The 23,853-nt window shown below is 70.9% G+C and carries 17 protein-coding genes, 2 tRNA genes and 1 pseudogene; 15 read left to right on the plus strand and 5 right to left on the minus strand.

What is annotated here, in order from left to right:
• The first annotated feature begins 88 nt into the window (after positions 1 to 88).
• From ACGFSA_RS03605 to ACGFSA_RS03620, 4 genes are all read left to right on the plus strand, one after another.
• Positions 89 to 161 (plus strand) — tRNA-Ala (locus tag ACGFSA_RS03605).
• Positions 162 to 667: 506 nt separating this feature from the next.
• Entirely contained in the window at positions 668 to 952 is a 285-nt protein-coding gene (locus tag ACGFSA_RS03610; protein ID WP_393299088.1) for a hypothetical protein, read from the plus strand.
• Positions 953 to 1,163: 211 nt separating this feature from the next.
• Positions 1,164 to 1,397 (plus strand): hypothetical protein, encoded by a 234-nt coding sequence (locus ACGFSA_RS03615; RefSeq protein ID WP_018487125.1) that lies wholly within the window; start codon positions 1,164 to 1,166, stop codon positions 1,395 to 1,397.
• Positions 1,398 to 1,523: 126 nt separating this feature from the next.
• Positions 1,524 to 1,596 (plus strand) — tRNA-Ala (locus ACGFSA_RS03620).
• A 68-nt stretch (positions 1,597 to 1,664) separates the two neighbouring features.
• On the opposite strand, the pseudogene ACGFSA_RS03625 reads toward ACGFSA_RS03620, so the two are convergent.
• Positions 1,665 to 2,072, minus strand: a pseudogene (locus ACGFSA_RS03625) (oxidoreductase); the annotation flags it as partial.
• Positions 2,073 to 2,380: 308 nt separating this feature from the next.
• On the opposite strand from ACGFSA_RS03625, the gene leuS reads away from it, so the two are divergent.
• From leuS to ACGFSA_RS03655, 6 genes are all read left to right on the plus strand, one after another.
• Complete coding sequence (gene leuS, locus ACGFSA_RS03630) at positions 2,381 to 5,254, plus strand: leucine--tRNA ligase (RefSeq protein WP_393299091.1); 2,874 nt, start codon at positions 2,381 to 2,383, stop codon at positions 5,252 to 5,254.
• A 157-nt stretch (positions 5,255 to 5,411) separates the two neighbouring features.
• On the plus strand, positions 5,412 to 6,161 hold the full coding sequence (locus tag ACGFSA_RS03635; RefSeq protein ID WP_393299094.1) for a hypothetical protein: 750 nt from the start codon (positions 5,412 to 5,414) through the stop codon (positions 6,159 to 6,161).
• 210 nt (positions 6,162 to 6,371) lie between these two features.
• On the plus strand, positions 6,372 to 7,217 hold the full coding sequence (locus ACGFSA_RS03640; RefSeq protein ID WP_393299097.1) for a DegV family protein: 846 nt from the start codon (positions 6,372 to 6,374) through the stop codon (positions 7,215 to 7,217).
• Positions 7,218 to 7,691: 474 nt separating this feature from the next.
• Positions 7,692 to 8,396 (plus strand): helix-hairpin-helix domain-containing protein, encoded by a 705-nt coding sequence (locus tag ACGFSA_RS03645; RefSeq protein WP_393299100.1) that lies wholly within the window; start codon positions 7,692 to 7,694, stop codon positions 8,394 to 8,396.
• Positions 8,393 to 10,945: a ComEC/Rec2 family competence protein gene (locus ACGFSA_RS03650; protein WP_393299103.1), complete on the plus strand. Its 2,553-nt coding sequence runs from the start codon at positions 8,393 to 8,395 to the stop codon at positions 10,943 to 10,945. Before ACGFSA_RS03645 ends, ACGFSA_RS03650 begins: the two co-directional genes overlap by 4 nt.
• A gap of 364 nt (positions 10,946 to 11,309) precedes the next feature.
• Positions 11,310 to 12,194 (plus strand): YceI family protein, encoded by an 885-nt coding sequence (locus ACGFSA_RS03655; RefSeq protein WP_393299469.1) that lies wholly within the window; start codon positions 11,310 to 11,312, stop codon positions 12,192 to 12,194.
• 63 nt (positions 12,195 to 12,257) lie between these two features.
• Here the strand turns inward: ACGFSA_RS03655 and ACGFSA_RS03660 are convergent, their stop codons facing one another.
• Positions 12,258 to 12,503, minus strand: a complete 246-nt coding sequence (locus tag ACGFSA_RS03660) for a hypothetical protein (protein WP_393299106.1) — start codon at positions 12,501 to 12,503, stop codon at positions 12,258 to 12,260.
• An 83-nt stretch (positions 12,504 to 12,586) separates the two neighbouring features.
• Between ACGFSA_RS03660 and holA the strand changes: the two genes are divergently transcribed.
• On the plus strand, positions 12,587 to 13,576 hold the full coding sequence (gene holA, locus ACGFSA_RS03665; RefSeq protein WP_393299109.1) for a DNA polymerase III subunit delta: 990 nt from the start codon (positions 12,587 to 12,589) through the stop codon (positions 13,574 to 13,576).
• 282 nt (positions 13,577 to 13,858) lie between these two features.
• Here the strand turns inward: holA and rpsT are convergent, their stop codons facing one another.
• Positions 13,859 to 14,125, minus strand: coding sequence for a 30S ribosomal protein S20 (rpsT, locus tag ACGFSA_RS03670; protein ID WP_030921110.1), 267 nt, complete (start codon positions 14,123 to 14,125; stop codon positions 13,859 to 13,861).
• A 215-nt stretch (positions 14,126 to 14,340) separates the two neighbouring features.
• On the opposite strand from rpsT, the gene lepA reads away from it, so the two are divergent.
• From lepA to hemW, 4 genes are all read left to right on the plus strand, one after another.
• A complete protein-coding gene (lepA, locus tag ACGFSA_RS03675; protein WP_393299114.1) occupies positions 14,341 to 16,215 on the plus strand; it encodes a translation elongation factor 4 in 1,875 nt (624 codons plus the stop codon).
• A 328-nt stretch (positions 16,216 to 16,543) separates the two neighbouring features.
• A complete protein-coding gene (locus tag ACGFSA_RS03680; protein ID WP_393299117.1) occupies positions 16,544 to 18,433 on the plus strand; it encodes an AMP-dependent synthetase/ligase in 1,890 nt (629 codons plus the stop codon).
• A gap of 217 nt (positions 18,434 to 18,650) precedes the next feature.
• On the plus strand, positions 18,651 to 20,588 hold the full coding sequence (locus tag ACGFSA_RS03685) for a SpoIIE family protein phosphatase (RefSeq protein WP_393299120.1): 1,938 nt from the start codon (positions 18,651 to 18,653) through the stop codon (positions 20,586 to 20,588).
• A 28-nt stretch (positions 20,589 to 20,616) separates the two neighbouring features.
• The gene (hemW, locus tag ACGFSA_RS03690; RefSeq protein WP_393299123.1) at positions 20,617 to 21,849 is read left to right on the plus strand and encodes a radical SAM family heme chaperone HemW; all 1,233 of its coding nucleotides are present in this window, start codon (positions 20,617 to 20,619) and stop codon (positions 21,847 to 21,849) included.
• A 389-nt stretch (positions 21,850 to 22,238) separates the two neighbouring features.
• On the opposite strand, the gene ACGFSA_RS03695 is transcribed toward hemW, so the two are convergent.
• The gene (locus ACGFSA_RS03695; protein ID WP_393299126.1) at positions 22,239 to 23,057 is read right to left on the minus strand and encodes a DUF3097 domain-containing protein; all 819 of its coding nucleotides are present in this window, start codon (positions 23,055 to 23,057) and stop codon (positions 22,239 to 22,241) included.
• A 25-nt stretch (positions 23,058 to 23,082) separates the two neighbouring features.
• Positions 23,083 to 23,805 carry an MBL fold metallo-hydrolase gene (locus ACGFSA_RS03700; RefSeq protein WP_393299129.1) on the minus strand — a complete coding sequence of 241 codons (723 nt, stop codon included), beginning with the start codon at positions 23,803 to 23,805 and terminating at the stop codon, positions 23,083 to 23,085.
• Between the last annotated feature and the right edge of the window lie 48 nt (positions 23,806 to 23,853).

Genomic DNA, 23,853 nt, shown 5'->3' on the forward strand with positions numbered 1-23,853 from the left:
CGTCGGCCGGATTTCACTTTCTGGCTGGTCACAGGCTAGAGTTCTTCTTGTTCGCAGCGCGGAAACGCAGGGAAACACAGCGAACAGCGGGGCTATAGCTCAGTTGGTAGAGCGCCTGCATGGCATGCAGGAGGTCAGGAGTTCAATTCTCCTTAGCTCCACAATCAGGATCCCGTCCCCGGCAGGGGGCGGGATCCTTGCGTTCCCCGGCGCCTCCAGCGCCCCCGTCATTCGCCGAGCCGTTCACCCCTCCTGGCGTCGGCGCAGCGCCGCCATCTGCTGCCCGCTCTCCTGGTCGGCCACCGTGCGGCGGCGGGGATTCGCGATGTCTTGTGGGCACTGTGACCGGCGAAGGCGCCGCCGTCCGTCCGTACGGCGATCCTCCGGGCCGCCGGGCGGGTCAATGACCTGCCAAGTATCGTCAACTTGGTTATCGCTGACGGACGTTAAAACCCTAGCGGCGCAATGCGGCGCTTCGCGCTCTTCACCGCCGTCTCACTCGCCTGCGGAGTGGCTGCGGACACCGGACAGTTGATCGCCTTCCGGCTGATCCAGGGGATGGGTGCGGCGGTGATGATTCCGCAGGTGCTCAGCCCGATCCAGCGGCACGCCGGCGGGGACGGCGGATTCATGCTGTATGCGGCTTTGGTCGTCATGGGGGGCGGGCATGTCGCTGGCATTCAGTCCCCTTCTTACCCGCGCACTGGCCAACGTGCGGCCCGAGGTCGCCGCCGACGCGAGTGGTGTGCTGGTGACCGTCACTCAGCTGGGTCAGCTCATCGGTGTCGCGACGTTCGGCGCGCTGTACCTCAACCGCCTTGATGCGTCAGGGGCGCACGGGTCCGGCCATGCGCTGCGGGTGTGCGCCCTCGCGCTGCCGGCGGCCGCGATCGTGGGCGTGTCGGTCGGTCTCGTAAGGCGTCGGCAACGGGTCGATTCCCAGCAGGGCTGACCCCCTTGCGGGGTCATGGCAGAATCGGACCGCCGGAGGGGGAGACGGACCGAACGGGAGGGAGCGCGCGATGCCTGCGAGCCGCCACGAGGTCGCGGACCTGCCCCTTGGTCCCGGAGTTCCCGGAGTTCCTGAAGTTCCCGGCGTTCCCGCAGAGAACGGCGGAACCTCCCGCATGTGCACGGCCCGCGGCCACGGCCGGAGCTGACCCATGGGTGCACACAGGCGGAAGTGCGACTGGTGCGGCAGCGGTACGCCCATTGTCCGGGACATGGATCCGATCAATGCCGAGTACCAGTACTGGTGCGAGGAGTGTGCGCGCGCGCTGATCATAAAAGGCGACCCGATCGAGACGTACCGGGAGCTGGAGGGGGAGCCGATCTACGGACGGCTGTTGGAGGAGCACTGCACCCTGAAGCGTTTCTACTCCTTCGCGACCGCCTGAGCATCGTGTCGCACAACCTTCCCGAACTGGGGCAAATCGGTTCCTGGGGGAATCGATTTGGTGGTGGGCCGGGGTGACCGTGTAATGTTCTCGATGTCGCCAGGGAGACCGGGCGGAACGCAACACGGGGCTATAGCTCAGTTGGTAGAGCGCCTGCATGGCATGCAGGAGGTCAGGAGTTCAATTCTCCTTAGCTCCACAGGGAAGTAACAGGAAGCGGGTCATCCGAATCGGATGGCCCGCTTCCTGTCTGTGCAGGTCAATTACGGCCGGCGGCCCCAGCTTGCAGGGGCCGCACTGGCCCGCTGTCTCGGCGGCCAGCCAGTTCGCGATCCGCGGCGATTCCCCGATCGGGCAGGTCGCGGGCCCGATCGGCAGGATCGCGCCCGCGCCCGGCGCGCCGCCCGCCGCCGCCAGGGGCGCCCGGGAGACGACGGCGTCGCGCGCGGCCATCGCGTCGATCCAGGTGCCGTGGTAGCCGCCGGTCAGCACGCCCTGGGGCAGTGGTGGTGCGCCGGCCGGCTCCAGCACGTACCGCAGGGGCGCACCTGTGGGCACCTCGATGACCATCGGGCGCGAGACGGCGCCGGAGAGGGTGAGCAGCACCGTGCCGGGCTCGTCGGGCAGGCTGGTGTGCCCGTAGCGGCCGGCACCTGTCCGGGCCGCGATGGCGAGCGCATTACGCGGAGTAACCCCAGCTTCCCGGACGTTCCGCCGTGACCCGGTGCGTGCTCCGCCGCCGCCTCGCCGGTCCTCCGGCCGTCCGCCGTCGTCCACGGAGCGGAATCGCCCGGCTGCGCTCCGGGCCCGTGCGGTACCCTGACGCCATGCGTGCCGTACGCCTTCTGCTTAGCGAGCCGCGCTGATCAGTCCCGACCGGTGTGAATGCCTGGTTGGAATCGGCGCGGCGTCCCCTCCTGTGCGAGGGGCTTTTTCGTTTCCGTAAGCGCTGGCAGATGACGATCGATGGAGCTTTGAGGATCATGAGCGAGACGAATTCCGCAGTCGACGTGGCTGCGCCGCACCGCTATACGGCGGCGATGGCCGCCGACATCGAGGCACGCTGGCAGGACTTCTGGGACGCCCACGGCACGTACGAGGCGCCGAACCCGACGGGCGATCTGGCGGGCGACGCGGAGCTGGCCGCCAAACCGAAGAAGTTCATCATGGACATGTTCCCGTACCCCTCGGGTGCGGGCCTGCACGTCGGTCACCCGCTGGGCTACATCGCCACCGATGTCTTCGCCCGCCACCAGCGCATGACCGGGCACAACGTGCTGCACACCCTGGGCTTCGACGCCTTCGGCCTGCCGGCGGAGCAGTACGCCGTACAGACCGGTACGCATCCGCGCGCCTCCACCGAGGCAAACATGGTCAACATGAAGTCCCAACTGCGCCGGCTGGGCCTGGGCCACGACAGGCGCCGCTCGTTCGCGACGATCGAGGCGGAGTACTACAAGTGGACCCAGTGGATCTTCCTGCAGATCTTCAACTCCTGGTACGACACGGAGGCGGACCGGGCCCGGCCGATCGCCGACCTGGTCGCGCAGTTCGAGAACGGTGAGCGCCCGACCCCGGACGGCCGCGACTGGAGCGCGCTGAGCGCCGTCGAGCGCGCCGATGTCCTGGGCGAGTACCGCCTGGCGTACGCCTCCGACGCCCCCGTCAACTGGTCGCCGGGGCTGGGCACCGTACTGGCCAATGAAGAGGTGACGGCCGACGGCCGTTCCGAGCGCGGGAACTTCCCCGTCTTCAAGGCCAAGCTGCGCCAGTGGAACATGCGCATCACCGCCTACGCCGACCGGCTGCTGAACGACCTGGACGGGCTGGACTGGCCCGAGGCGATCAAGCTGCAGCAGCGCAACTGGATCGGGCGTTCCGAAGGCGCGCGCGTCGACTTCCCCGTCGACGGCGCCGGTGACATCACCGTCTTCACCACCCGCCAGGACACCCTGTTCGGCGCCACGTACATGGTGCTGGCGCCTGAGCACGAGCTGGTGGAGCGGATCATTCCGGCCGCCTGGCCCGAGGGCACCCACCCGGTGTGGACCGGCGGACACGCGTCCCCGGCCGAGGCTGTCACCGCCTACCGCAAGCTGGCCGCCGCCAAGTCCGATGTGGAGCGCCAGGCCGAGGCCAAGGACAAGACCGGTGTCTTCACCGGTGCGTACGCGACCAACCCGGTGAGCGGCGAGAAGGTGCCCGTCTTCATCGCCGACTACGTCCTGATGGGCTACGGCACCGGCGCGATCATGGCCGTACCGGCGCACGACGCGCGCGACTTCGCGTTCGCCCGCGCCTTCGAGCTGCCGATGCGCTGCGTTGTCGAGCCGTCGGACGACCGCGGTACGGACACCTCCACGTGGGACGACGCGTTCGCCTCGTACGACGCGAAGCTGGTCAACTCCGCCAACGACGAGATCTCGCTGGACGGCCTGGGTGTCGTCGACGCCAAGGCGAAGATCACCGAGTGGCTGAAGGCGAAGGGCCTGGGCGAGGGGACTGTCAACTTCCGGCTGCGCGACTGGCTGTTCAGCCGCCAGCGCTACTGGGGCGAGCCCTTCCCGATCGTCTACGACGAGGACGGCATCGCCCACCCGCTGCCCGAGTCGATGCTGCCGCTGGAGCTGCCGGAGGTCGACGACTACTCGCCGCGCACCTTCGACCCGGAGGACGCCGACACCCAGCCCGAGACTCCGCTGTCCCGGAACGCCGACTGGGTCAACGTCACGCTGGACCTGGGCGACGGCAACGGCCCGAAGAAGTACCGCCGCGAGACCAACACCATGCCCAACTGGGCCGGTTCCTGCTGGTACGAGCTGCGCTACCTGGATCCGAACAACGACCGGAAGCTGGTCGACCCGGCGATCGAGCAGTACTGGATGGGGCCGCGCGAGGGCCGGCCGACCGGTGGTGTCGACCTGTACGTGGGCGGCGCCGAGCACGCCGTACTGCACCTGCTGTACGCGCGCTTCTGGTCGAAGGTCCTGCACGACCTGGGGCACATCTCGTCGGCGGAGCCGTTCCACAAGCTGTACAACCAGGGCATGATCCAGGCCTTCGTCTACCGGGACAGCCGCGGTATCGCGGTCCCGGCGGCCGAGGTCGAGGAGCGCGACGGCACGTTCTACCACCAGGGCGAGAAGGTCAGCCGCGTCCTGGGCAAGATGGGGAAGTCCCTGAAGAACGCCGTCACGCCCGACGAGATCTGCGCCGAGTACGGGGCGGACACGCTGCGTCTGTACGAGATGGCGATGGGCCCGCTGGACGTGTCGCGTCCGTGGGACACGCGCGCCGTCGTCGGCCAGTACCGGCTGCTGCAGCGGTTGTGGCGCAACATCGTCGACGAGGAGACCGGTGAGGTCACCGTCGTGGACACCGAGCCCGGCGAGGACACGCTGCGCGCGCTGCACAAGGCCATCGACGGCGTCGGCCAGGACATGGCCGGGATGCGCTTCAACACCGCCATCGCCAAGGTCACCGAGCTGAACAACCACCTGACCAAGGTGGGCGGCCCGCTGTCGCGGTCCGTCGCCGAGCGGCTGGTGCTGCTGGTCGCACCGCTGGCGCCGCACATCGCCGAGGAGCTGTGGCGCCGGCTGGGCCACACCGAGTCGGTCGTGCACCAGGACTTCCCGGTCGCCGACCCGGCGTACGTCGTGGACGAGACCGTGACCTGTGTGGTGCAGGTCAAGGGCAAGGTCAAGGCGCGGCTGGAGATCTCCCCGTCGATCTCGGACGAGGATCTGGAGGCGCTGGCCCTGGCCGACCCGGCGGTGGTCGCGGCCCTGGACGGGGCCGGGATCCGCAAGGTGATCGTGCGGGCGCCGAAGCTGGTCAACATCGTCCCCGCGTGACGGTCCGGGGCCGAGACTGACCGCCGGTTGTCGTACGGCGGTGTGAGGGCTTTCCCCTACGGGCAGGTTGGGGGTTCCGACGGAACCCTCAGCCTGCCCGTTCCGTTTACGGTTGAGGGGCCGGTACTCGGCAGCCGAACCGACATCGAGGGGCGTCATGGAAGCCGTGATCCTGATCCTGGGGCTGCTCTTTGTCGCGCTCATGGCCCTGGGCGTCTATGTGAGCGTCAGGGTCATCGGCGCGGCGAAGCGCGGCGTCGACCGCACGATCACGCAGGCGCGCCGCACCGTCGAGGACACCACGCTGCGGGCGAAGAGCTATGGCCAGCCGGGCGTGGCCGGTGAGCTGGCGCAGCTCCGGCTCGCGCTGCGTACGTCGATGCGGGCCACGCAGGAGGCGCTGCAGACAGGGGTGGCCGAGGATGCCTCGCTGTCGGAGTCGCTGGGGCTGTTCCAGCGGCTGAGTGTCCACGGGCGGGAGCTCGACGAGGAGCTGAAGAGGCTGGAGCGCGAGCCCGACCGGGCGACGGTCGTCTCGCTGCTGCCCGGGCTGAAGCAGCGCACGCAGCGGATCACGCACTCCGCGGAGTCGCTGCGGTGGGCCGCGCGCGACCGGGCACGGAAGTTCGCCGACGACGATCTGGCGGCGCTGAACACGCAGATCGACGTGGAGGCGGGGGCGCTGCGGCACTGGACGGTGGAGGAACCTGTGGAGCCTTCGGCGGGGGCGGACGCCCGTGCCGAAGGGCGGGCCGGCGCCGGTGCGGGGGCACGCCCGAGTGGGGACGGACGGGCGTGGAGTGCGCCGGTCGGCGAGGAGGGGCCGGAGGCGCTCACGGCTCGGGATCCTCGGGGGCAGACGGAGTATCCGTGGCAGAAGGCCGTGCGGCCCGAGACGATGAACTGAGGCGGCGGGGCGGACCCGACCGGGGGACTTCGGTCGCGCGCAGGGGCGGCTGCGGGCGGCTCCGGGCACGGTACGCACGCGTGTGGCCGTCGGGTCAGGCTCGAACCGACGTGACTGGTGGTGGCAGGATGCGCCCTGAAGCGACCGGATGTGATCACTCGCTCGGGGGCGGACTGCCGGGCCACCGCCCCGGCAGGTAACCTCCCGCTCATGTCCCGCCATGTCGCGATCGTCACCGATTCCACGGCCCACCTGCCGCCCCAGACGATGGAGCGGCATGGCATCACCGCGGTGCCCCTGACCGTCGTCCTCGGCGATCAGGCGCTGGAGGAGGGCACCGAGATCTCGGCCCGCTCCCTCGCGCTGGCGCTCCAGAAGCGCCGACCCGTGACGACATCCCGGCCCAGCCCCGAGGTCTTCGCCGCGGCGTACCGGGCGGCAGCCGAGGCGGGCGCAACCGGCATCGTCTCGCTGCACCTCTCGGCCGAACTCTCGGGTACGTACGATGCCGCCATGCTCGCCGCGAAGGACGCTCCGGTGCCGGTGCGGGTCGTCGACACCGGGATGGTGGCCATGGCCCTGGGATTCTGCGCACTGGCGGCGGCGGAGACGGCGGAGGGGGGCGGCAGCCTGGACGAGGCGGTCGCGGCCGCCGAGAAGCGGGCCGCGGGCACCTCCGCCTACTTCTACGTCGACACGCTGGACTATCTCCGCCGCGGTGGACGCATCGGCGCGGCCCAGGCCCTGCTGGGGTCGGCGCTCGCGGTGAAGCCGCTGCTGCAGCTGGACGGCGGCCGCATCGAGCTGCTGGAGAAGGTACGGACGGCCTCGAAGGCGATCGCACGGCTGGAGGAGATCGTCGTCGAGCGGGCGGGCACGGGCCGGGTGGACATCGCCGTGCACCACTTGGCAGCGCCCGAGCGCGCCGAGCGACTGGCCGAGAGGCTGCGCGTGCGAGTCCCGGGACTGGTTGAACTGCATGTCAGCGAGGTGGGTGCCGTGATCGGTGCGCACACCGGCCCGGGTCTGCTGGGAGCAGTGGTTTCGCCGCGTTGATCTCATTCCTGGGAGTGAGCGAGATATCCACAACCGGTCGGTTGTCCACCGGATATGGGCCTGCTCAGCGGGTTCGAGCAGATGTGCCTAGCGTCGTGAGGCATGGCTCCCCGATCACATCGTGCAAGCAGCGGAAGTGGACCCGGCCGCGCTGCGGCCTCGGACGTGCGGGACCGACGCAGGCCCGGCGCGGGCCAAGGCGTTGATCCTGGGCCCGGTACTGGCCCCGGGCGGCGACGGCCTTCGCGCGGGCGCGCCGCCGTGGTCGCTGCCGCTTCGCGGCGGCGTGCGGACGCGCTCATGGCGGGGGCGTACGGAGGACGTGCGGACCGGTCGGTGACGGGGTCGGCCCCGACCCCGGACACGGCCCCCGCACCGGCCCCGGCAGTTCCTCGTCCGGGGAGTGCCGCGCCGTCCGACGAGCCGGTGCGGGTGGTCGACCCGGCTCCGGCTGCGCCGGGGCGGTGGGAGCGGATGGTGCCCGCGGTGCGGGAGCGGCTCCCGATGTGGTTGCGGCTCAGGTGCGGTCTGGAGCCGAGAACCCTTGCCGCGCTCACCGTCGTGCTGGTCGCTGCCGCAGTCTTCGCAGCGGTTCACTTCTGGTCCGCACGGCCCCAGTCCGTACGCGCGCCCGATCCGGTCAGCGAGCGTGCGCACGCCCCGACATCGGACCCGATGGCGGATCCCGTCCATACCCCCGAACCGTCCCCCGGACCACCGGCCACCCCGGGACCGGACGGGCGGATCGTCGTCGACGTCAGCGGCAAGGTGCGGCAGCCGGGTGTCTACCCCTTGCCGTCCGGAGCGCGGGTTGCCGACGCGCTACGGGCGGCGGGCGGGGTCCGGCCGGGCGTGGACATCACCGGGCTCAACCGGGCACGGGTGCTGCTGGACGGGGAACAGGTCGTGGTCGGCGCGCCACCCGGCGCACCCGTCTCCGGTGCCACAGGCGGCGCCGGCACGGGCGGCCCTGGTGGCGCGGCGGCCGGGCCGGTCAGCCTCAACAGCGCGACCGTGGAACAGCTGGACACCCTGCCCGGCGTCGGTCCGGTCCTTGCCCAGCACATCCTCGACTACCGCACGCAGCACGGCGGCTTCCGTTCCGTCGACGAACTCCGTGAGGTCAACGGGATCGGCGACCGCCGGTTCGCCGATCTCCAACCGTTGGTACGGCCATGACCCGCCCGCACGTCCCACCGGACGTCCATACGGCGTCGGGCCGACGGCTCGGCGCCTCCGACCCGCGACAGGAGGGCCCGGTCGATCTGCGACTGGTCCCGCCGGCCCTCGCGGCCTGGGCCGCCGCGGCGCTCGCCGTAAGTGCGCCGTGGCGCTGGACGGCCGCGGGGACGGCGCTCTGCCTCGTCGCCGCCCTGGTGCTTCTCGGCCTCTCACGGGCCTCGACGACCCGCGCAGCGCGCGCTCGGGCCGCCGACCACCGGGAGTGCGAGGGCGGTGAGAGCAGCGCCGGACGGAACCGGCACAGGTTCCATGCCACCGCGGCGGCCGCGGTGCTGCTCTGCGCGGCGGCCGGAGCGACGGCGGCGGGCCTGCACGGCGCGGACGCACGACGGGGGCCCGTTCCCGGTCTGGCCGACCGTTTCGAGAGGGTCGAGGCAGAGGTGACGGTCACGTCCGACGCACGCCGGACCCGCCCCCGGGTCCAGGGCGACCACAGCACCCCGGCCGCTCTCCTCCTGGACGCCGAGATCACCGGGCTCACGGCACCCGACGGTGCCACCACCCGTCTCCGCACCCCGGTGCTGCTGATCGTGTCGCCCTCCGGTTCGACGGCGCGATGGGAGCGGCTGCTGCCGTCCACGAGGCTGCACGTGAGCGGCCGACTCGCACCCCCGCTGCACAGCGGGCAACGCAATGCCGCGGTCCTGCGTCCGGACGGCAAGGGTCCGCCTCGCGTCACCGGGCCGCCGACTCCTCTCCAGCGCACGGCGGGCGAACTGCGCGCGGGCCTGCGACGCGCGACGGACGGGCTGGATCCCGATGCGCGGGCGCTGCTCCCGGGGCTGGTCGTCGGCGACACATCCAGGGTCACCCCCGAACTCCACGAGGCCTTCCAAGCAGCCGACCTCACGCACCTGATGGCGGTCTCCGGTGCCAACCTGGCGATCCTGCTCGTGTTGTTCATCGGACCGCCCGGCGCCGCGCTCCGGGCCGAACGCCGTGGTCTGGCAGCCCGGTTGGGCATCCCGCTGCGGATGACCGCGCTGCTCGGCGGCGGACTCACGCTCGCCTTCGTCCTCGTGTGCCGACCGGAGCCGAGCGTGCTGCGCGCCGCGGTCTGCGGACTGATCACACTGCTCGCGATCGGTACGGGCCGCCGCCGCTCGCTGATTCCCGCACTCGCCGCCGCCGTTCTGCTGCTCGTGCTGTACGACCCGTGGCTGACGCGCAGTTACGGCTTCGTCCTCTCCGTGCTGGCGACCGGCGCCCTGCTCACGGTCGCCCCGCGATGGAGTGCCGCGCTGCAACGGAGGCGGGTGCCGCCCCGGCTCGCGGAGGCGCTGGGTGCGGCCGCCGCGGCGCAGGCGGTGTGCGCGCCCGTCGTCGTGCTGCTCGCCTCGCGGGTCAGTCTGGTGGCGATTCCGTGCAACCTGCTGGCCGAGTTCGCGGTGGCACCCGCCACGGTCCTCGGGTTCGCCGCGCTTGCCGCGGCACCGGTGGCCATGCCCGTGGCCGAGCTGCTCGCCCGGATCGCGGGCTGGCCGACCGGGTGGATCGCCTCCGTGGCCCGCACCGGGGCGGCTCTTCCTGGGGCGGAGATCGACTGGCCCGATGGCTGGCGGGGAGCGCTCCTGCTGGCCGCCCTCACGGCCCTGGCGGCGCTCTCCGCCCGCCGTATCGCGCGTCGCCCATGGGTCTGTTCGGCTGCCGCGCTGCTGCTGGTCCTCGCGGTGCTGCGCCCGGTGCCGCTCACCCGGGTGCTGACGGGATGGCCACCGCCGGGCTGGGCGTTCGTGATGTGCGATGTGGGTCAGGGCGACGCCATGGTGCTTGCGTCGGGGGACGGCGAGGGCGTGGTGATCGACACCGGGCCCGATCCACGTCTGGCCGACCGCTGCCTGCGTGACCTGGGCATCACTCGGGTACCGCTCCTGCTGCTCACACACTTTCACGCCGATCATGTCCGGGGTCTGCTCGGCGTGTTGCGGGGCAGAGCGGTCGGCGTGATCCAGACGACGAGTCTGGACGAACCACCGGACCAGGCGGCGTTCGTACGCAGAACTGCCGCCGCGGCGCGGGTCCCCCTGGTACGGGCGACAGCGGGAGAGCGCCGCCGCATCGGCACGCTCGACTGGCGAGTCCTGTGGCCGGCGGGAGGCGCGACGGCAGGTCCTTTGCCGGAGGAGCCCAACGACGCCAGTGTCGCGCTGTTCGTCCGGACCGGCGGACTGAGCCTGTTGCTCCTCGGTGATCTCGAACCCGCAGCCCAGCAAAGGCTGTTGCGCCAGTACCCGGCGCTTCCGCGGGTGGACGTCCTCAAGGTCGCCCATCACGGATCCGCCCACCAGGACCCGGCGTTGCTGCGCAGCGCGCGTCCCCGGCTCGCCCTGGTGAGTGTGGGCAGGGACAACCCGTACGGGCACCCGGCGGCCCGGACCGTCGAGGCGCTGAGGGCCCAGGGAGCGGAAGTGCTGCGCACGGACCTGGACGGCGCGATCGCGGTGACGGGTGCCGGGTCGCGGCTGCGGGCGGTCGGGCGCTCATGACCACCATCCGGCCGACCGCGCCCAGCGCAACCGTGTCGTGGCCGACCGCGCCCTGTTCGGCCGTACCCGCGACGACGCCGCGGCAAGCGCCGCGAGCGCCGCCGGAGCCGGTGCCGGGGATCTCGATCCACCGGCTGCCCACGGTCCGTCAGGTTGAGATTCTCGGACGCAACAGCTGATGCACATATGCGGAACGTTCAATTCGGACCTTCGGCAACACCTCCACCCAAGCCCCTTCCAGTCCCTCCGTTTGCCTCGAACGCCCCAAGAGTGATCGAATGCATGCTCGTCGGCGGGCCGCTGCTCCGACAATGACGTCCAGCCGTACGGCCCCAAGGTGAATCTCCCCCGGGGGTACGTGAAGATGTTCGGCCGTTGGCTGGGAAGCAAGAACGCAACGAGTGCGGCGCAGGGCAACCCGCTCGCGGGACTCGCGGTGCCGCGCACCGCGGGAGTCCTGAGCTGCCGCGTCCTTGATCCGGTCAACGAGGCTGTTCAGCAGGCCGAGTTCGTCGTCACGGACCGTGCGGGCCGCAAGGTTGTCGGCGGTGAGACGGACCCCTTCGGGAACGTGCTCGCCGCCGTACCGGCAGGTGACTACCGGCTGGCTGTCACGGCCGAGGGCTTCACCCCGTTCCACGGTTCGGCCACGGTCTCCGAGAGCGGCCACGCGGGTCTCGGGGACGTCATGCTCCAGGTGGCCGCGCCCCCACAGCTGCCCGACCCCGGTGAGTGGGAGATCGAGCCGAACCACTCGCAGATCGGCTTCACGGCCCGCCACATCGGGCTGGCCCGTATCCATGGCCGATTCAACACATTCGCTGGTGCGATACGGATCGCCGACCGCATGGAGGACTCCGCCATGCACGTGATCATCGACGCCTCGTCGATCGATACCAACGTGCAGATGCGCGACGACCATCTGCGGTCCAGCGACTTCTTCGATGTCGGGCGCTATCCGACGATGGAGTTCTACAGCGACCGTTTCGTTCACCGGGGCGGCAGCCGCTGGGGCGTGAGCGGCGCGCTCACTCTTCACGGCGTCAGCCGTACCGTGATGCTGGACACCCAGTACCTCGGCGTCGGCAGCGGTGTGGAGGGCGAGACCAGGGCGGCCTGCCGGGCCACCACCGAGCTGCACCGTGAGGACTTCACCCTCACCTGGCAGACCATGCTGGCCCGCGGTATCGCCGCCGTCGGCTCCAGCATCGCCATCGACATGGACATCCAGATCGTCCCCAGGGGCTGAGCCCCGGGGCGCTGCCGCCGAGGCCGCCGAGGCTGGGTGGTGTCCGATCAGGGTCGGACAGTCCTAGGGCGCCTCCAGCCAGCCCTCGTACTCCGTCGCCAGCGCGTCGAGTGCGGATGGGTCGAGCCGGCCGTCCGTGTCCTCCACGACCACCAGCCACTGGGCGTCCTCCGCGTCGTCCTCACCGGCCAGCGCGTCGCGTACGAGTTGAGGTTCCTCGGCGACCCCGAAACGGTCGGCGAGCTCCCCGGCCACCTCCTCCGCGGCATCGCGGTCGGGCAGCACCAGTACATGTCTCACATCGCTCACCTGCCCATTCTCCGGTACGGCGACGGGTGCGGGGAGAGGCGTCGAAGCGGGGCTGTCAGAGGGGCGTGGGATGCTGGACGGCGATGGCCACCAGAAGGAATTCCACCGACGATCCGCTCGCCCCCCTCACGCTCGCCGTGGGCCAGGAGGACCTCCTCCTCGACCGTGCGGTGCAGCAGGTGGTGGCGGCAGCCCGCGCGTCCGACGCCGACACGGACGTCCGCGACCTCACCTCCGACCAGCTCCAGCCGGGCACCCTTGCCGAGCTCACGAGCCCGTCGCTCTTCGCCGAGCGCAAGGTGGTGATCGTGCGGAATGCGCAGGATCTCTCCGCCGACACGATCAAGGACGTCAAGGCGTACCTCGACGCACCGGCCGAGGAGATCACGCTCGTCCTGCTGCACGCGGGCGGTGCCAAGGGCAAGGGGCTGCTGGACGCTGCGCGCAAGGCGGGTGCGCGGGAGGTCGCCTGCCCGAAGACCACGAAGCCTGCCGAGCGGCTCTCGTTCGTCCGCTCGGAGTTCCGGGCGCTGGGGCGTTCCGCGAGCCCCGAGGCGTGCCAGGCGCTCGTCGACTCCATCGGCAGCGATCTGCGTGAGCTGGCGAGCGCGGTGTCCCAGCTGGTCGCGGATGTTGAGGGCACGATCGACGAGGCGGTCGTCGGGCGCTACTACACCGGTCGTGCGGAGGCGTCCAGCTTCGCGGTCGCCGACCGGGCGGTGGAAGGGCGGGCGGCGGAGGCGCTGGAGGCATTGCGCTGGTCGCTGTCGACCGGGGTGGCGCCGGTGCTGATCACCAGTGCGCTGGCGCAGGGCGTGCGGGCGATCGGCAAGCTGTCCTCGGCGCGCGGGGGCCGGCCTGCGGATCTTGCGCGCGAACTGGGCATGCCGCCGTGGAAGATCGACCGGGTGCGGCAGCAGATGCGGGGGTGGACGCCGGACGGGGTGGCGGCGGCTCTGCGGGCGGTCGCGGATGCGGATGCGGGCGTGAAGGGCGGTGGGGACGACCCCGAGTACGCCCTGGAGAAGGCCGTGGTCGCTGTTGCGCGGGCGGCGCGGGCCGGGCGGCACTAGTTGTACCGACCCGTGAGGTTGTGGACGCGGCCGGCGGGTGGTTGGCCCTTGAGTGCGGTGTGTCCGCGGTGGTGATCGACGGGCGGGCTTGACGGGACCGGCATGTCCGGGCATGCCGAAGGCCCCGGCTGTCGCTCTGGGGAGAACGATGGCCGGGGCCTCGGTTTCACGCTCGGTGCGCCGCACCCGCGTGGCGAACGCAGGTTCGGTGTGCGGCGCGGGGGCCGGGCAGGGGCGGGAGAGAGGGCCCGCTGGTCCGTTCCGGCGGTTACATCAGAAAGCTCAGCCCTGGAGGGCGGCAACCTTGGAGGCCAGCGCCGACTTCTTGTTGGCGGCGGCGTTCTTGTGGATGACGCCCTTCGAGACAGCCTTGTCGAGCGCGCGCGAAGCGTCGCGAACGGCCGTGGTGGCCTTCTCGACGTCGCCCGCAGCGGCAGCCTCACGGGCCTTGCGGATCGCGGTCTTGAGCGAGGACTTGACGGCCTTGTTGCGCAGGCGCGCCTTCTCGTTCGTCTTGTTCCGCTTGATCTGGGACTTGATGTTCGCCACGAAAGAGCCTTTTCAGGTTCGTTGGATCTTCGATGTGCGCCCCGCCGCCCGAAAGGGCCACGAAGCACAGCTGTCAACGGTACCAGTCGCGCTCCGACCGGCCCAAACCGGCCTCTGCCCCGCGGGCGTGGGACGATGGAAGCTACGTATCGATCCGACCGACCCGACATCGACCCGAGACACGGCGTTCGGCGTCTCAAGAATCAGGACCCTGCGTGCCCGCGACTCCTATCCACGTGCCCGAGCCGAGCCGTACCGACCCGGCGCTGATCCGCAACTTCTGCATCATCGCGCACATCGACCACGGCAAGTCGACCCTTGCCGACCGGATGCTTCAGCTGACGGGTGTGGTCGACCAGCGGCAGATGCGCGCTCAGTACCTCGACCGGATGGACATCGAGCGCGAGCGCGGCATCACCATCAAGTCCCAGGCGGTACGTCTGCCCTGGGCGCCCACCACGGGCGAGGGCCAGGGCAGCACCCATGTCCTCAACATGATCGACACGCCGGGCCACGTGGACTTCACGTACGAGGTCTCCCGCTCGCTCGCCGCCTGCGAGGGCACGGTCCTGCTGGTCGACGCCGCGCAGGGCATCGAGGCTCAGACGCTGGCCAACCTCTACCTGGCGATGGAGAACGACCTCACCATCGTTCCGGTGCTCAACAAGATCGACCTGCCGGCCGCGCAGCCGGAGAAGTTCTCCGAGGAACTGGCCAACCTCATCGGCTGCCAGCCCGAGGACGTCCTCAAGGTCTCCGCGAAGACCGGCATCGGTGTGGACGCCCTGCTGGACCGGGTGGTCAGGGACGTCCCGGCGCCCGTCGGCAAGGCCGACGCACCGGCCCGCGCGATGATCTTCGACTCGGTCTACGACTCGTACCGCGGCGTCGTCACGTACGTCCGTGTCGTCGACGGCCAGCTCAACAAGCGCGAGCGCATCAGGATGATGTCCACCGGCGCCACCCACGAGCTGCTGGAGATCGGTGTCTCCTCCCCGGAGATGACCCCGGCCGACGGTCTCGGTGTGGGCGAAGTGGGCTACATCATCACCGGTGTGAAGGATGTCCGGCAGTCCAAGGTCGGTGACACGATCACCTCCCTGAACAAGGGTGCGACCGAGGCGCTGGGCGGCTACAAGGACCCCAAGCCGATGGTGTTCTCGGGGCTGTACCCGCTGGACGGCTCGGACTATCCCGACCTGCGCGAGGCCCTCGACAAACTCCAGCTCAACGACGCCGCCCTGGTGTACGAGCCGGAGACCTCCGCGGCCCTCGGCTTCGGCTTCCGTGTCGGCTTCCTCGGTCTGCTGCACCTCGACGTGATCCGCGAGCGCCTGGAGCGCGAGTTCGGTCTGGAGCTCATCGCCACCGCCCCCAACGTGGTCTACCGCGTGGACATGGAGGACGGCAGCGAGCACATCGTCACCAACCCGAGCGAGTTCCCCGAGGGCAAGATCGACAAGGTGCACGAGCCGGTCGTGCGTGCCACCGTCCTCGCCCCCAGCGAGTTCATCGGCGCGATCATGGAGCTCTGCCAGAACCGGCGCGGCACCCTGCTCGGCATGGACTACCTCTCCGAGGACCGGGTCGAGATCCGCTACACCCTGCCGCTCGCCGAGATCGTCTTCGACTTCTTCGACCAGCTGAAGTCCAAGACCCGCGGGTACGCCTCGCTCGACTACGAGCCCACCGGCGAGCAGACCGCCCAGCTCGTCAAGGTCGACATCCTGCTGCACGGCGACAAGGTCGACGCGTTCTCCGCGGTCACGCACAAGGACAAGGCGTACGCGTACGGCGTGCGGCTCGTCGCCAAGCTGCGCGAGCTCATCCCGCGGCAGAACTTCGAGGTGCCGATCCAGGCCGCCATCGGCTCCCGGGTCATTGCCCGTGAGACCGTCCGCGCCATCCGCAAGGACGTCCTCGCCAAGTGCTACGGCGGTGACATCTCCCGTAAGCGGAAGCTGCTGGAGAAGCAGAAGGAAGGCAAGAAGCGGATGAAGATGGTCGGCAATGTGGAGGTGCCTCAGGAGGCCTTCATCGCCGTGCTGTCGACGGACGAGTCGGGCGGCGAGGGCAAGGGCAAGAAGTAGTTCCCGGCGGGATTCCCGCCTCCGAGCAGGCTCCGGCTTCCGTACCCGCTACTGGGTGGTAGCCCAACGGGCCCCTGTACCGCAGCACGCTGCGGCGTGGGGGCCCGTTCGTTATGAAGCGGCGTCCGACTGCCTCTTACGCGGCGGACGCGGGCGCTCTACCCTGATCACGGCTTCGTAGTTACTCGCCAGTTAAGCAAGCGGAACCATCCGCGCGGACACGTACGCAGGACAAGCACACAGACGGACGTACCCAAGCAGGAACAAGCAGCAGCACGCAGCAACCACCAATCGGTCGTGAAGCACTGCCGCAGGCCCGGAGGATGTCGTGAGCGACACACAGACCATGATCGATAACCGACCGCCCTCCGTGGCGGGCGTCTTCATCGACCGCGTGGCGGCCACTCCGGACGGGGAGGCCTACCGCTTCCCGGTCCCGTCGGCCACCGGCCAGGGCCCCGATGAGTGGAAGTCGGTGAGCTGGGCACAGGCCGCGGAACGTGTGTACGCGATCGCCGCCGGGCTCATCGGTCTGGGTGTGGAGCCGGAGCAGCGGATCGCGCTGTCCTCCGCCACCCGCATCGAGTGGATCTTCGCCGACCTCGGTGTGATGTGCGCGGGCGCCGCGACGACCACGATCTACCCGTCGACGAACGCCGAGGAGTCGGCGTTCATCCTCGCCGACTCGGAGAGCCGGGTGCTGATCGCGGAGGACGCCGGCCAGCTGGCCAAGGCCCGTGAGCGCCGCGCCGACCTGCCGGAGCTGGCCCATGTCGTCGTCATCGACCCGCAGGGCGTCGAGCCCGACGCGGCCGACCCCGAGGGCTGGGTGCTCTCGCTGGCCGACCTGGAGGCCCGCGGCGCCGAGCTCCTGACGAAGAACCCGTCGGTGGTCCAGGACCGGGTCGGCGCGATCTCCGCCGACCAGCTGGCCACCCTGATCTACACCTCGGGCACCACCGGCCGCCCCAAGGGTGTGCGACTGCCGCACGACAACTGGTCGTACATGGCCAAGGCCACCGTGGCGACCGGCCTGATCACCGAGGACGACGTCCAGTACCTCTGGCTACCGCTCGCGCACGTCTTCGGCAAGGTCCTCACCTCCGGCCAGATCGAGGTCGGTCACGTGACCGCGGTCGACGGCCGGATCGACAAGATCATCGAGAACCTGCCGGTCGTCCAGCCGACGTACATGGCCTCCGTGCCCCGGATCTTCGAGAAGGTCTACAACGGGGTCGCGTCCAAGGCGCGGGCCGGCGGCGCCGCCAAGTACAAGATCTTCCAGTGGGCGGCCGGGGTCGCCCGCGAGTACGCCAAGGTGTCCCAGGACAACTTCCGGCGCACCGGCAGGGCCTCCGTGCCGTTCGCACTCGGCGCCAAGCACAAGGTCGCCGACGCGCTCGTCTTCGCCAAGATCCGCGAGGCCTTCGGCGGCCGGCTCCGCGCCTGTGTTTCCGGCTCCGCAGCGCTCGCCCCCGAGATCGGCTACTTCTTCGCCGGCGCCGGCATCCACATCCTGGAGGGCTACGGGCTCACCGAGTCCAGCGCCGCCTCCTTCGTCAACCCGGGCGAGGCCTACCGCACGGGTACGGTCGGCAAGCCGCTCCCCGGCACCGAGGTACGGATCGCGGACGACGGCGAGATCATGCTGCGCGGCCCCGGCATCATGGAGGGCTACCACCGCCAGCCGGAGAAGACCGCCGAGGTGCTGGAGCCCGACGGCTGGCTGCACAGCGGTGACATCGGCGAGCTCTCGGTGGACGGCTACCTGCGGATCACCGACCGCAAGAAGGACCTGATCAAGACGTCGGGCGGCAAGTACGTCGCCCCGGCGGAGGTCGAGGGACAGTTCAAGGCGGTGTGTCCGTTCGTCTCCAACATCCTGGTGCACGGCGCGGACCGTAACTACTGCACCGCCCTGATCACCCTCGACGGGCCGAGCATCCTCGGCTGGGCCGCCGAGAACGGTCTGGCGGGCAAGCCGTACGCCGACGTGGTCGCGTCCCCGCAGACCGTGGAGCTCATCGACGGTTATGTGAAGCGGCTCAACGAGAGGCTGCAGCGCTGGCAGACCATCAAGCAGTTCCGGCTGCTGCCGCGCGACCTCGACGTCGAGCACGGCGAGCTCACGCCGAGCCTCAAGCTCAAGCGGCCGGTCGTCGAGCGCGCGTACAAGAGCCTCATCGACGAGATGTACGTGGGGGCCCGCGAGGCGTAACGCGAGGCGTCACGAAGCGCGCGCGGTGCGGACGGGGTGAGCCGCCCCGTCCGCACCGTCGTTTCGCGTCGCCGTTCCTGGCAAACGGTCCTGCGTCATTCTCTGTTCACTTCGGTAACTCGGTGCTTATGGACAGGGCCGGTCTGTCACTCTGTCGGTGTCGTCAGCGGCACACGGCAAGAGACAGGCCGTGCGAGAACAGGTCAGGAGCTGCGCCATGGGGCCCATTCCCTTGCAGCGGGACACCGTTCAGCGTCCCGGTACGTACGTCGGCCGGGCGGAAGCGCAGCCGGTCGCCCGGACGAGTCTGCCCGGGAATCTCCTCGCGCCCGCCGCCGCCCGCCGGTTCGTCCGGGCCGCGCTGGCCGAGTGGAGCGGACTGGGGCTGCCCGCGGCCGTGGGGTTCAGCGACCGGTTTGCGGACGACGCGGTGGTTGTCGTCGATGAGCTCGTCACCAATGCCGTCGTGCACGCCGGGACCACCGTCGAGCTGCTCTTCCGGCTGGAGGAGGCGGCCGGGGACGAGGCCGCCGCCCTGGTGCTGGAGGTCGCCGATCATCACCCCGCCCGTTCCGTGCGCAGCGAACGCCCCGGCCCGTTATCGGCCGCGGACCGGGACGGACCGGCCGAGTGCGGGCGCGGGCTGCAGGTCGTGGCCACGCTCGCCGAGCGCTGGGGCATCACGTACCGCACCGGCCTGAAGACCGTCTGGGCCCGACTGCCCGTCGACGACTGGACCGACGCGCCCGATCCGGCAGCCGAGCCCGAACTGCACGCCGCCGAGCTGCTCGCCCCCAGCGTCCGCCGCGCCGTCCGCGACGACGCGGACTGGGCCGGGCGCGGTGCGCTCTCGTTCCTCGCCGAGGCATCGGATCTGCTTGCGGGGCAGCTCGACGAGGACATCGTGGCGGCGCTCGCCGGGCAGCTGCTGGTGCCCCGGCTCGGCGACTGGTGCGCGATCTGGCTGCAGGGCGAAGGCGGCGGGCCCTCGGCCGCGCCACGGCTGGTGCGGGTCTGGCACGCCGACGAGGACGGCACGGAGCAGCTGCGCACGGTCCTGGAGGAGGAGCCGCTCCTGCTGTCCGACGAGGCCGGCACCGGGCCGGTTCCGGTTCCGTGGCCCCTGAGCGAGGGGGAGGACGAGGGGACAGCCCTGGGGTTTCGGATGACGTCGGGGGACCGCACGCTCGGCGCCGTTCTGCTCGGCCGGGAGGGCGCCGCCCGTGTGCCGCACGAAGTGACCGCCCTGGTGAAGGATTTCGTACGCCGCGTCGGCCTCGCCGTAGGCGCCGCTCGCGCGTACACCCGGCAGGCCACCATCAGCCGCGTCCTGCAGCGCGGTCTGCTGCCCAGCAAGGTCGCGGAGATACCCGGCGTCAGCAGCTCGCTGGTGTACGAGCCCTCCGACGACGGTGTCGTCGGAGGTGACTTCTACGACATTTTTCCGTGCCCCGGCGACCGCTGGTGCTTCGTCCTCGGCGATGTGCAGGGCAGCGGCCCCGAGGCCGCCGTCGTCACCGGTCTCGCCCGGCCCTGGCTGCGGCTGCTGGCCCGGGAGGGTTTCCGCGTCGGCGAGGTGCTGGACCGGCTCAACCGGCTGCTCCTCGACGACGCGATGGAGACCGCCGAGGCCGCCGCGCTCATGGTCGCGGCCGCGGGCGGGCAGCAGCTGGCGGAGGGCGGCCAGCATCTGCGGGAGGACGGTCCGCAGCTGCCGGACGGCGGGCAGCCCCGGTTCCTCTCCCTGCTGTACGGGGAGATGGTGCCGCTGCCCGGTGGGGGAGTGCGCTGCACGCTCGCCAGCGCGGGCCATCCGCTGCCGCTGCTGCTGCGGCCCGACGGCACCGTGCGGGCCGCCGCCGAGCCGCAGGTGCTGCTCGGGGTCGTCGAGGACGTCGCGTACGAGAGCCAGAGCTTCGACCTGGCGCCGGGGGACAGTCTGCTCTGCGTCACGGACGGGGTCACGGAGCGGCGCTCCGGGCCGGCGATGTTCGACGACGGGGACGGGCTCGCCCGGGCACTGGCCGGGTGCGCCGGGCTGACCGCGGAGGGGATCGCGGACCGGATCAAACGCGCCGTTCACGAGTTCGCCGAGCGCCCGCCGGACGACGATCTGGCGCTGGTGGTCCTGCAGGCCGTAAGCGCGGGCGGGTAACGACCGGCGACGAGTGACAATGGACGGTATGCCTTCCGTACTGCCCGATGGTGAGCCCGTGCCCGACGACGGGGCGCTGCCCCGCCATGCCCTGGAAGGCGCCGCCGACCGGCCGCTCGGCTTCTACCTGCATGTGCCGTACTGCGCCACGCGCTGCGGGTACTGCGACTTCAACACGTACACGGCGACCGAGCTGCGGGGGTCGGGCGGTGCGCTGGCCTCCCGGGACAACTACGCCGCCCATCTGATCGGCGAGGTCCGCCAGGCCCGCAAGGTGCTCGGCGACGACCCGCGACCGGTCCGTACGGTGTTCGTCGGCGGCGGTACGCCCACGCTGCTGCCCGCCGGGGACCTCGTACGGATGCTGGCGGCGATCCGTGACGAGTTCGGGCTCGCCGACGACGCCGAGATCACCACCGAGGCCAATCCGGAGTCGGTCGACCCGGCGTATCTGGCGGAGCTGCGCGAAGGCGGCTTCAACCGGATCTCGTTCGGGATGCAGAGTGCCCGCCGGCACGTGCTGAAGATCCTCGACCGTACGCATACGCCGGGGCGGCCCGAGGCGTGTGTCGCCGAGGCCCGGGAGGCGGGCTTCGAGCACGTCAATCTCGACCTGATCTACGGCACGCCCGGGGAGTCCGACGACGACTGGCGGGCCTCACTGGACGCGGCGATCGGAGCGGGGCCGGACCATGTGTCCGCGTACGCGCTGATCGTCGAGGAGGGCACGCAGCTGGCGCGGCGGATCCGGCGCGGCGAGGTTCCGATGACGGACGACGACGTCCACGCCGACCGGTATCTGATCGCCGACGAGGCCATGGCCGCGGCGGGCTTCTCCTGGTACGAGGTGTCGAACTGGGCCCGGACGGTGGACGGGCGGTGCCTGCACAACGAGCTGTACTGGCGAGGCGCCGACTGGTGGGGGGCCGGGCCGGGGGCGCACAGCCATGTGGGCGGGGTGCGCTGGTGGAACGTGAAGCATCCCGGCGCGTACGCGCAGGCGCTCGCGGAGGGGCGGTCACCGGGCGCGGGACGGGAGATCCTGTCGGCGGAGGACCGGCGGGTCGAGCGGATTCTGCTGGAGCTGCGGCTGGTCGACGGGTGTCCGCTGTCGCTGCTGGCGCCCGCCGGACTGGCAGCGGCGGGGCGCGCGGTGGAGGACGGGCTGCTGGAGACGGCGCCTTATGCGCAGGGGCGGGCGGTGCTGACTCTGCGGGGGCGGTTGCTCGCGGATGCGGTGGTCAGGGACCTGGTGGACTGAGGGGCGCGGGGGCGCCGGCGGCGGGCTTGTTCCCCTGCCCGCCCCCCTTTCCCGGAACCGGAGGCTCCACCTGAGGGCCCTCGGAACCCCGGCCCCTGGACCTCGGTCGCCGGACGGGCTGAACGAGGGACTGGTGCCGCGACCGGCAGGCTTTGCCCCGTCGCGCCGCCCGGCACGCACGCTCCGGACGACGCTCCTCATGGGGCAAACACTGCCGGTCACGGCACTAGGAGGGCACTGAAGACCTTGGCCGGGCTCCCGGCGTCTTGCACGCACATCTGCGGCGTTGCCAAAACGGCCTGATAGCTCCGCCATGAGGCCGCTTCGGCGCCTTGCAGCTGTACGCACCAGACGCCGCTCGCTGATCCGGCCAAGATCTCAGCACCCTCCTAGGCCGGCGCCGTCACGAAGTCGATCAGGTGTTCCACCGAGCCCAGCAGCGCCGGCTCCACATCCTTGTACGAGCGGACCGTCGACAGGATGCGCTGCCACGCCGCGCCCGTGTTCTCCGGCCAGCCCAGTGACCGGCACACGCCCGTCTTCCAGTCCAGGCCGCGGGGCACCACCGGCCAGGCGCCGATGCCCACTGACGCCGGCTTCACCGCCTCCCAGATGTCGATGTACGGGTGGCCCACCACCAGCACGTTCGCGTCGGTGACCTCGGCCGCGATTCTCGACTCCTTGGAGCCGGGGACCAGGTGGTCGACCAGGACGCCCAGTCGCGCATCCGGGCCGGGGGCGAACGAGCGGACGATGGACGGGAGGTCGTCGATGCCTTCCAGGTACTCCACCACCACACCCTCGATGCGCAGGTCGTCGCCCCAGACCCGTTCGACCAACTCCGCGTCGTGCCGGCCCTCCACATAGATCCGGCCCGCCCGCGCCACCCGGGCCCGCGCCCCGGGGACCGCCACGGAACCGGAGGCCGTGCGGGCGGGCCGGGCCGGGCCGGTGGCCGAGGGGCGTACGAGAGTGATGACGCGGCCCTCCAGGAGGAAGCCGCGCGGTTGCATCGGGAACACCCGGTGCTTGCCGAAACGGTCCTCCAGGGTCACCGTCGGGCCCTGCGCCGTCTTCTCGCAGCGGATCACCGCACCGCAGAAGCCGGTGGAGACCTCCTCCACGACCAGATCGGGCTCGGCGGGGACTTCCGGGACGGGAGCGGACTTCTTCCAGGGCGGGGTCAGGTCCGGGTGGTAGCTGCGCATCGGACGACGATAGGACGGGAACCGGTCACGACACGCCGAAGGCGGCGGACAGCCGGTCACGTTGTGCCCGGACGAACGCCGCGTCCACGACGGCCCCGTGCCCCGGCACATACACCGCGTCCTCGCCGCCCAGCGCCAGCAGCCGGTCCAGCGCGGCCGGCCAGCGCGACGGGATCGCGTCCGGGCCCGCCTGCGGTTCGCCCGATTCCTCGACCAGGTCGCCGCAGAGGACCACGGCCGGGGAGTCGGGCACGAGGGCGACGAGGTCGTGGCCGCTGTGGGCGGGGCCCACGTTCGCCAGCAGCACCTGACGGCCGCCGCCCAGGTCCAGCGTCCATTCGCCGCACACCTGGTGGTGCGGCGCCACCAGGACGTCCGCCGCCTGCGCCGCGTCCTCCTCGGACACCCCCTGGCGTACCGCGTCGGCGTACAGCTCGTCCGCACTGCCGGCGAGGAGAGCGGCCGTACCGATCGCGCCGTACACCTCCGCCCCGGCGAATGCCGCGGTGCCGAGCACATGGTCGAAATGAGGGTGACTGAGTGCGATATGCGTCACCCTCCGGCCGGTCATCGCCTGCACCTGGGTCCGTATCTCCACACCTTCGCGCAGCGTCGATCCCGTGTCGAAGAGCAGGGCAGCCTCCGCTCCGACCACCAGTGCGACCGTGGCATCCCACCCGGGGAGCCTCCGGCGGCCCACACCGTCGCCCAGTCGCTCCCAGCCGAACTCTTCCCAAGACGTGTTCATGCGGAGACGGTATCGGCAACGACCTGCACAGTCTCGGGGTAGCGTGGC

The organism is Streptomyces sp. NPDC048496, assembly GCF_043200055.1.
Classification (GTDB): Bacteria; Actinomycetota; Actinomycetes; order Streptomycetales; family Streptomycetaceae; genus Streptomyces.

What these genes read in the sequence shown, in the direction of transcription:
- ACGFSA_RS03610 (WP_393299088.1), top strand. Translation starts at nt 668, where the DNA reads ATGTCGCTGGCATTCAGTCCCCTTCTTACCCGCGCACTGGCCAACGTG.
- ACGFSA_RS03615 (WP_018487125.1), top strand. Translation starts at nt 1,164, where the DNA reads ATGGGTGCACACAGGCGGAAGTGCGACTGGTGCGGCAGCGGTACGCCC.
- leuS (WP_393299091.1), top strand. Translation starts at nt 2,381, where the DNA reads ATGAGCGAGACGAATTCCGCAGTCGACGTGGCTGCGCCGCACCGCTAT.
- ACGFSA_RS03635 (WP_393299094.1), top strand. Translation starts at nt 5,412, where the DNA reads ATGGAAGCCGTGATCCTGATCCTGGGGCTGCTCTTTGTCGCGCTCATG.
- ACGFSA_RS03640 (WP_393299097.1), top strand. Translation starts at nt 6,372, where the DNA reads ATGTCCCGCCATGTCGCGATCGTCACCGATTCCACGGCCCACCTGCCG.
- ACGFSA_RS03645 (WP_393299100.1), top strand. Translation starts at nt 7,692, where the DNA reads ATGGTGCCCGCGGTGCGGGAGCGGCTCCCGATGTGGTTGCGGCTCAGG.
- ACGFSA_RS03650 (WP_393299103.1), top strand. Translation starts at nt 8,393, where the DNA reads ATGACCCGCCCGCACGTCCCACCGGACGTCCATACGGCGTCGGGCCGA.
- ACGFSA_RS03655 (WP_393299469.1), top strand. Translation starts at nt 11,310, where the DNA reads ATGTTCGGCCGTTGGCTGGGAAGCAAGAACGCAACGAGTGCGGCGCAG.
- holA (WP_393299109.1), top strand. Translation starts at nt 12,587, where the DNA reads ATGGCCACCAGAAGGAATTCCACCGACGATCCGCTCGCCCCCCTCACG.
- ACGFSA_RS03685 (WP_393299120.1), top strand. Translation starts at nt 18,651, where the DNA reads ATGGGGCCCATTCCCTTGCAGCGGGACACCGTTCAGCGTCCCGGTACG.
- hemW (WP_393299123.1), top strand. Translation starts at nt 20,617, where the DNA reads ATGCCTTCCGTACTGCCCGATGGTGAGCCCGTGCCCGACGACGGGGCG.
- ACGFSA_RS03695 (WP_393299126.1), bottom strand. Translation starts at nt 23,057, where the DNA reads ATGCGCAGCTACCACCCGGACCTGACCCCGCCCTGGAAGAAGTCCGCT.
- ACGFSA_RS03700 (WP_393299129.1), bottom strand. Translation starts at nt 23,805, where the DNA reads ATGAACACGTCTTGGGAAGAGTTCGGCTGGGAGCGACTGGGCGACGGT.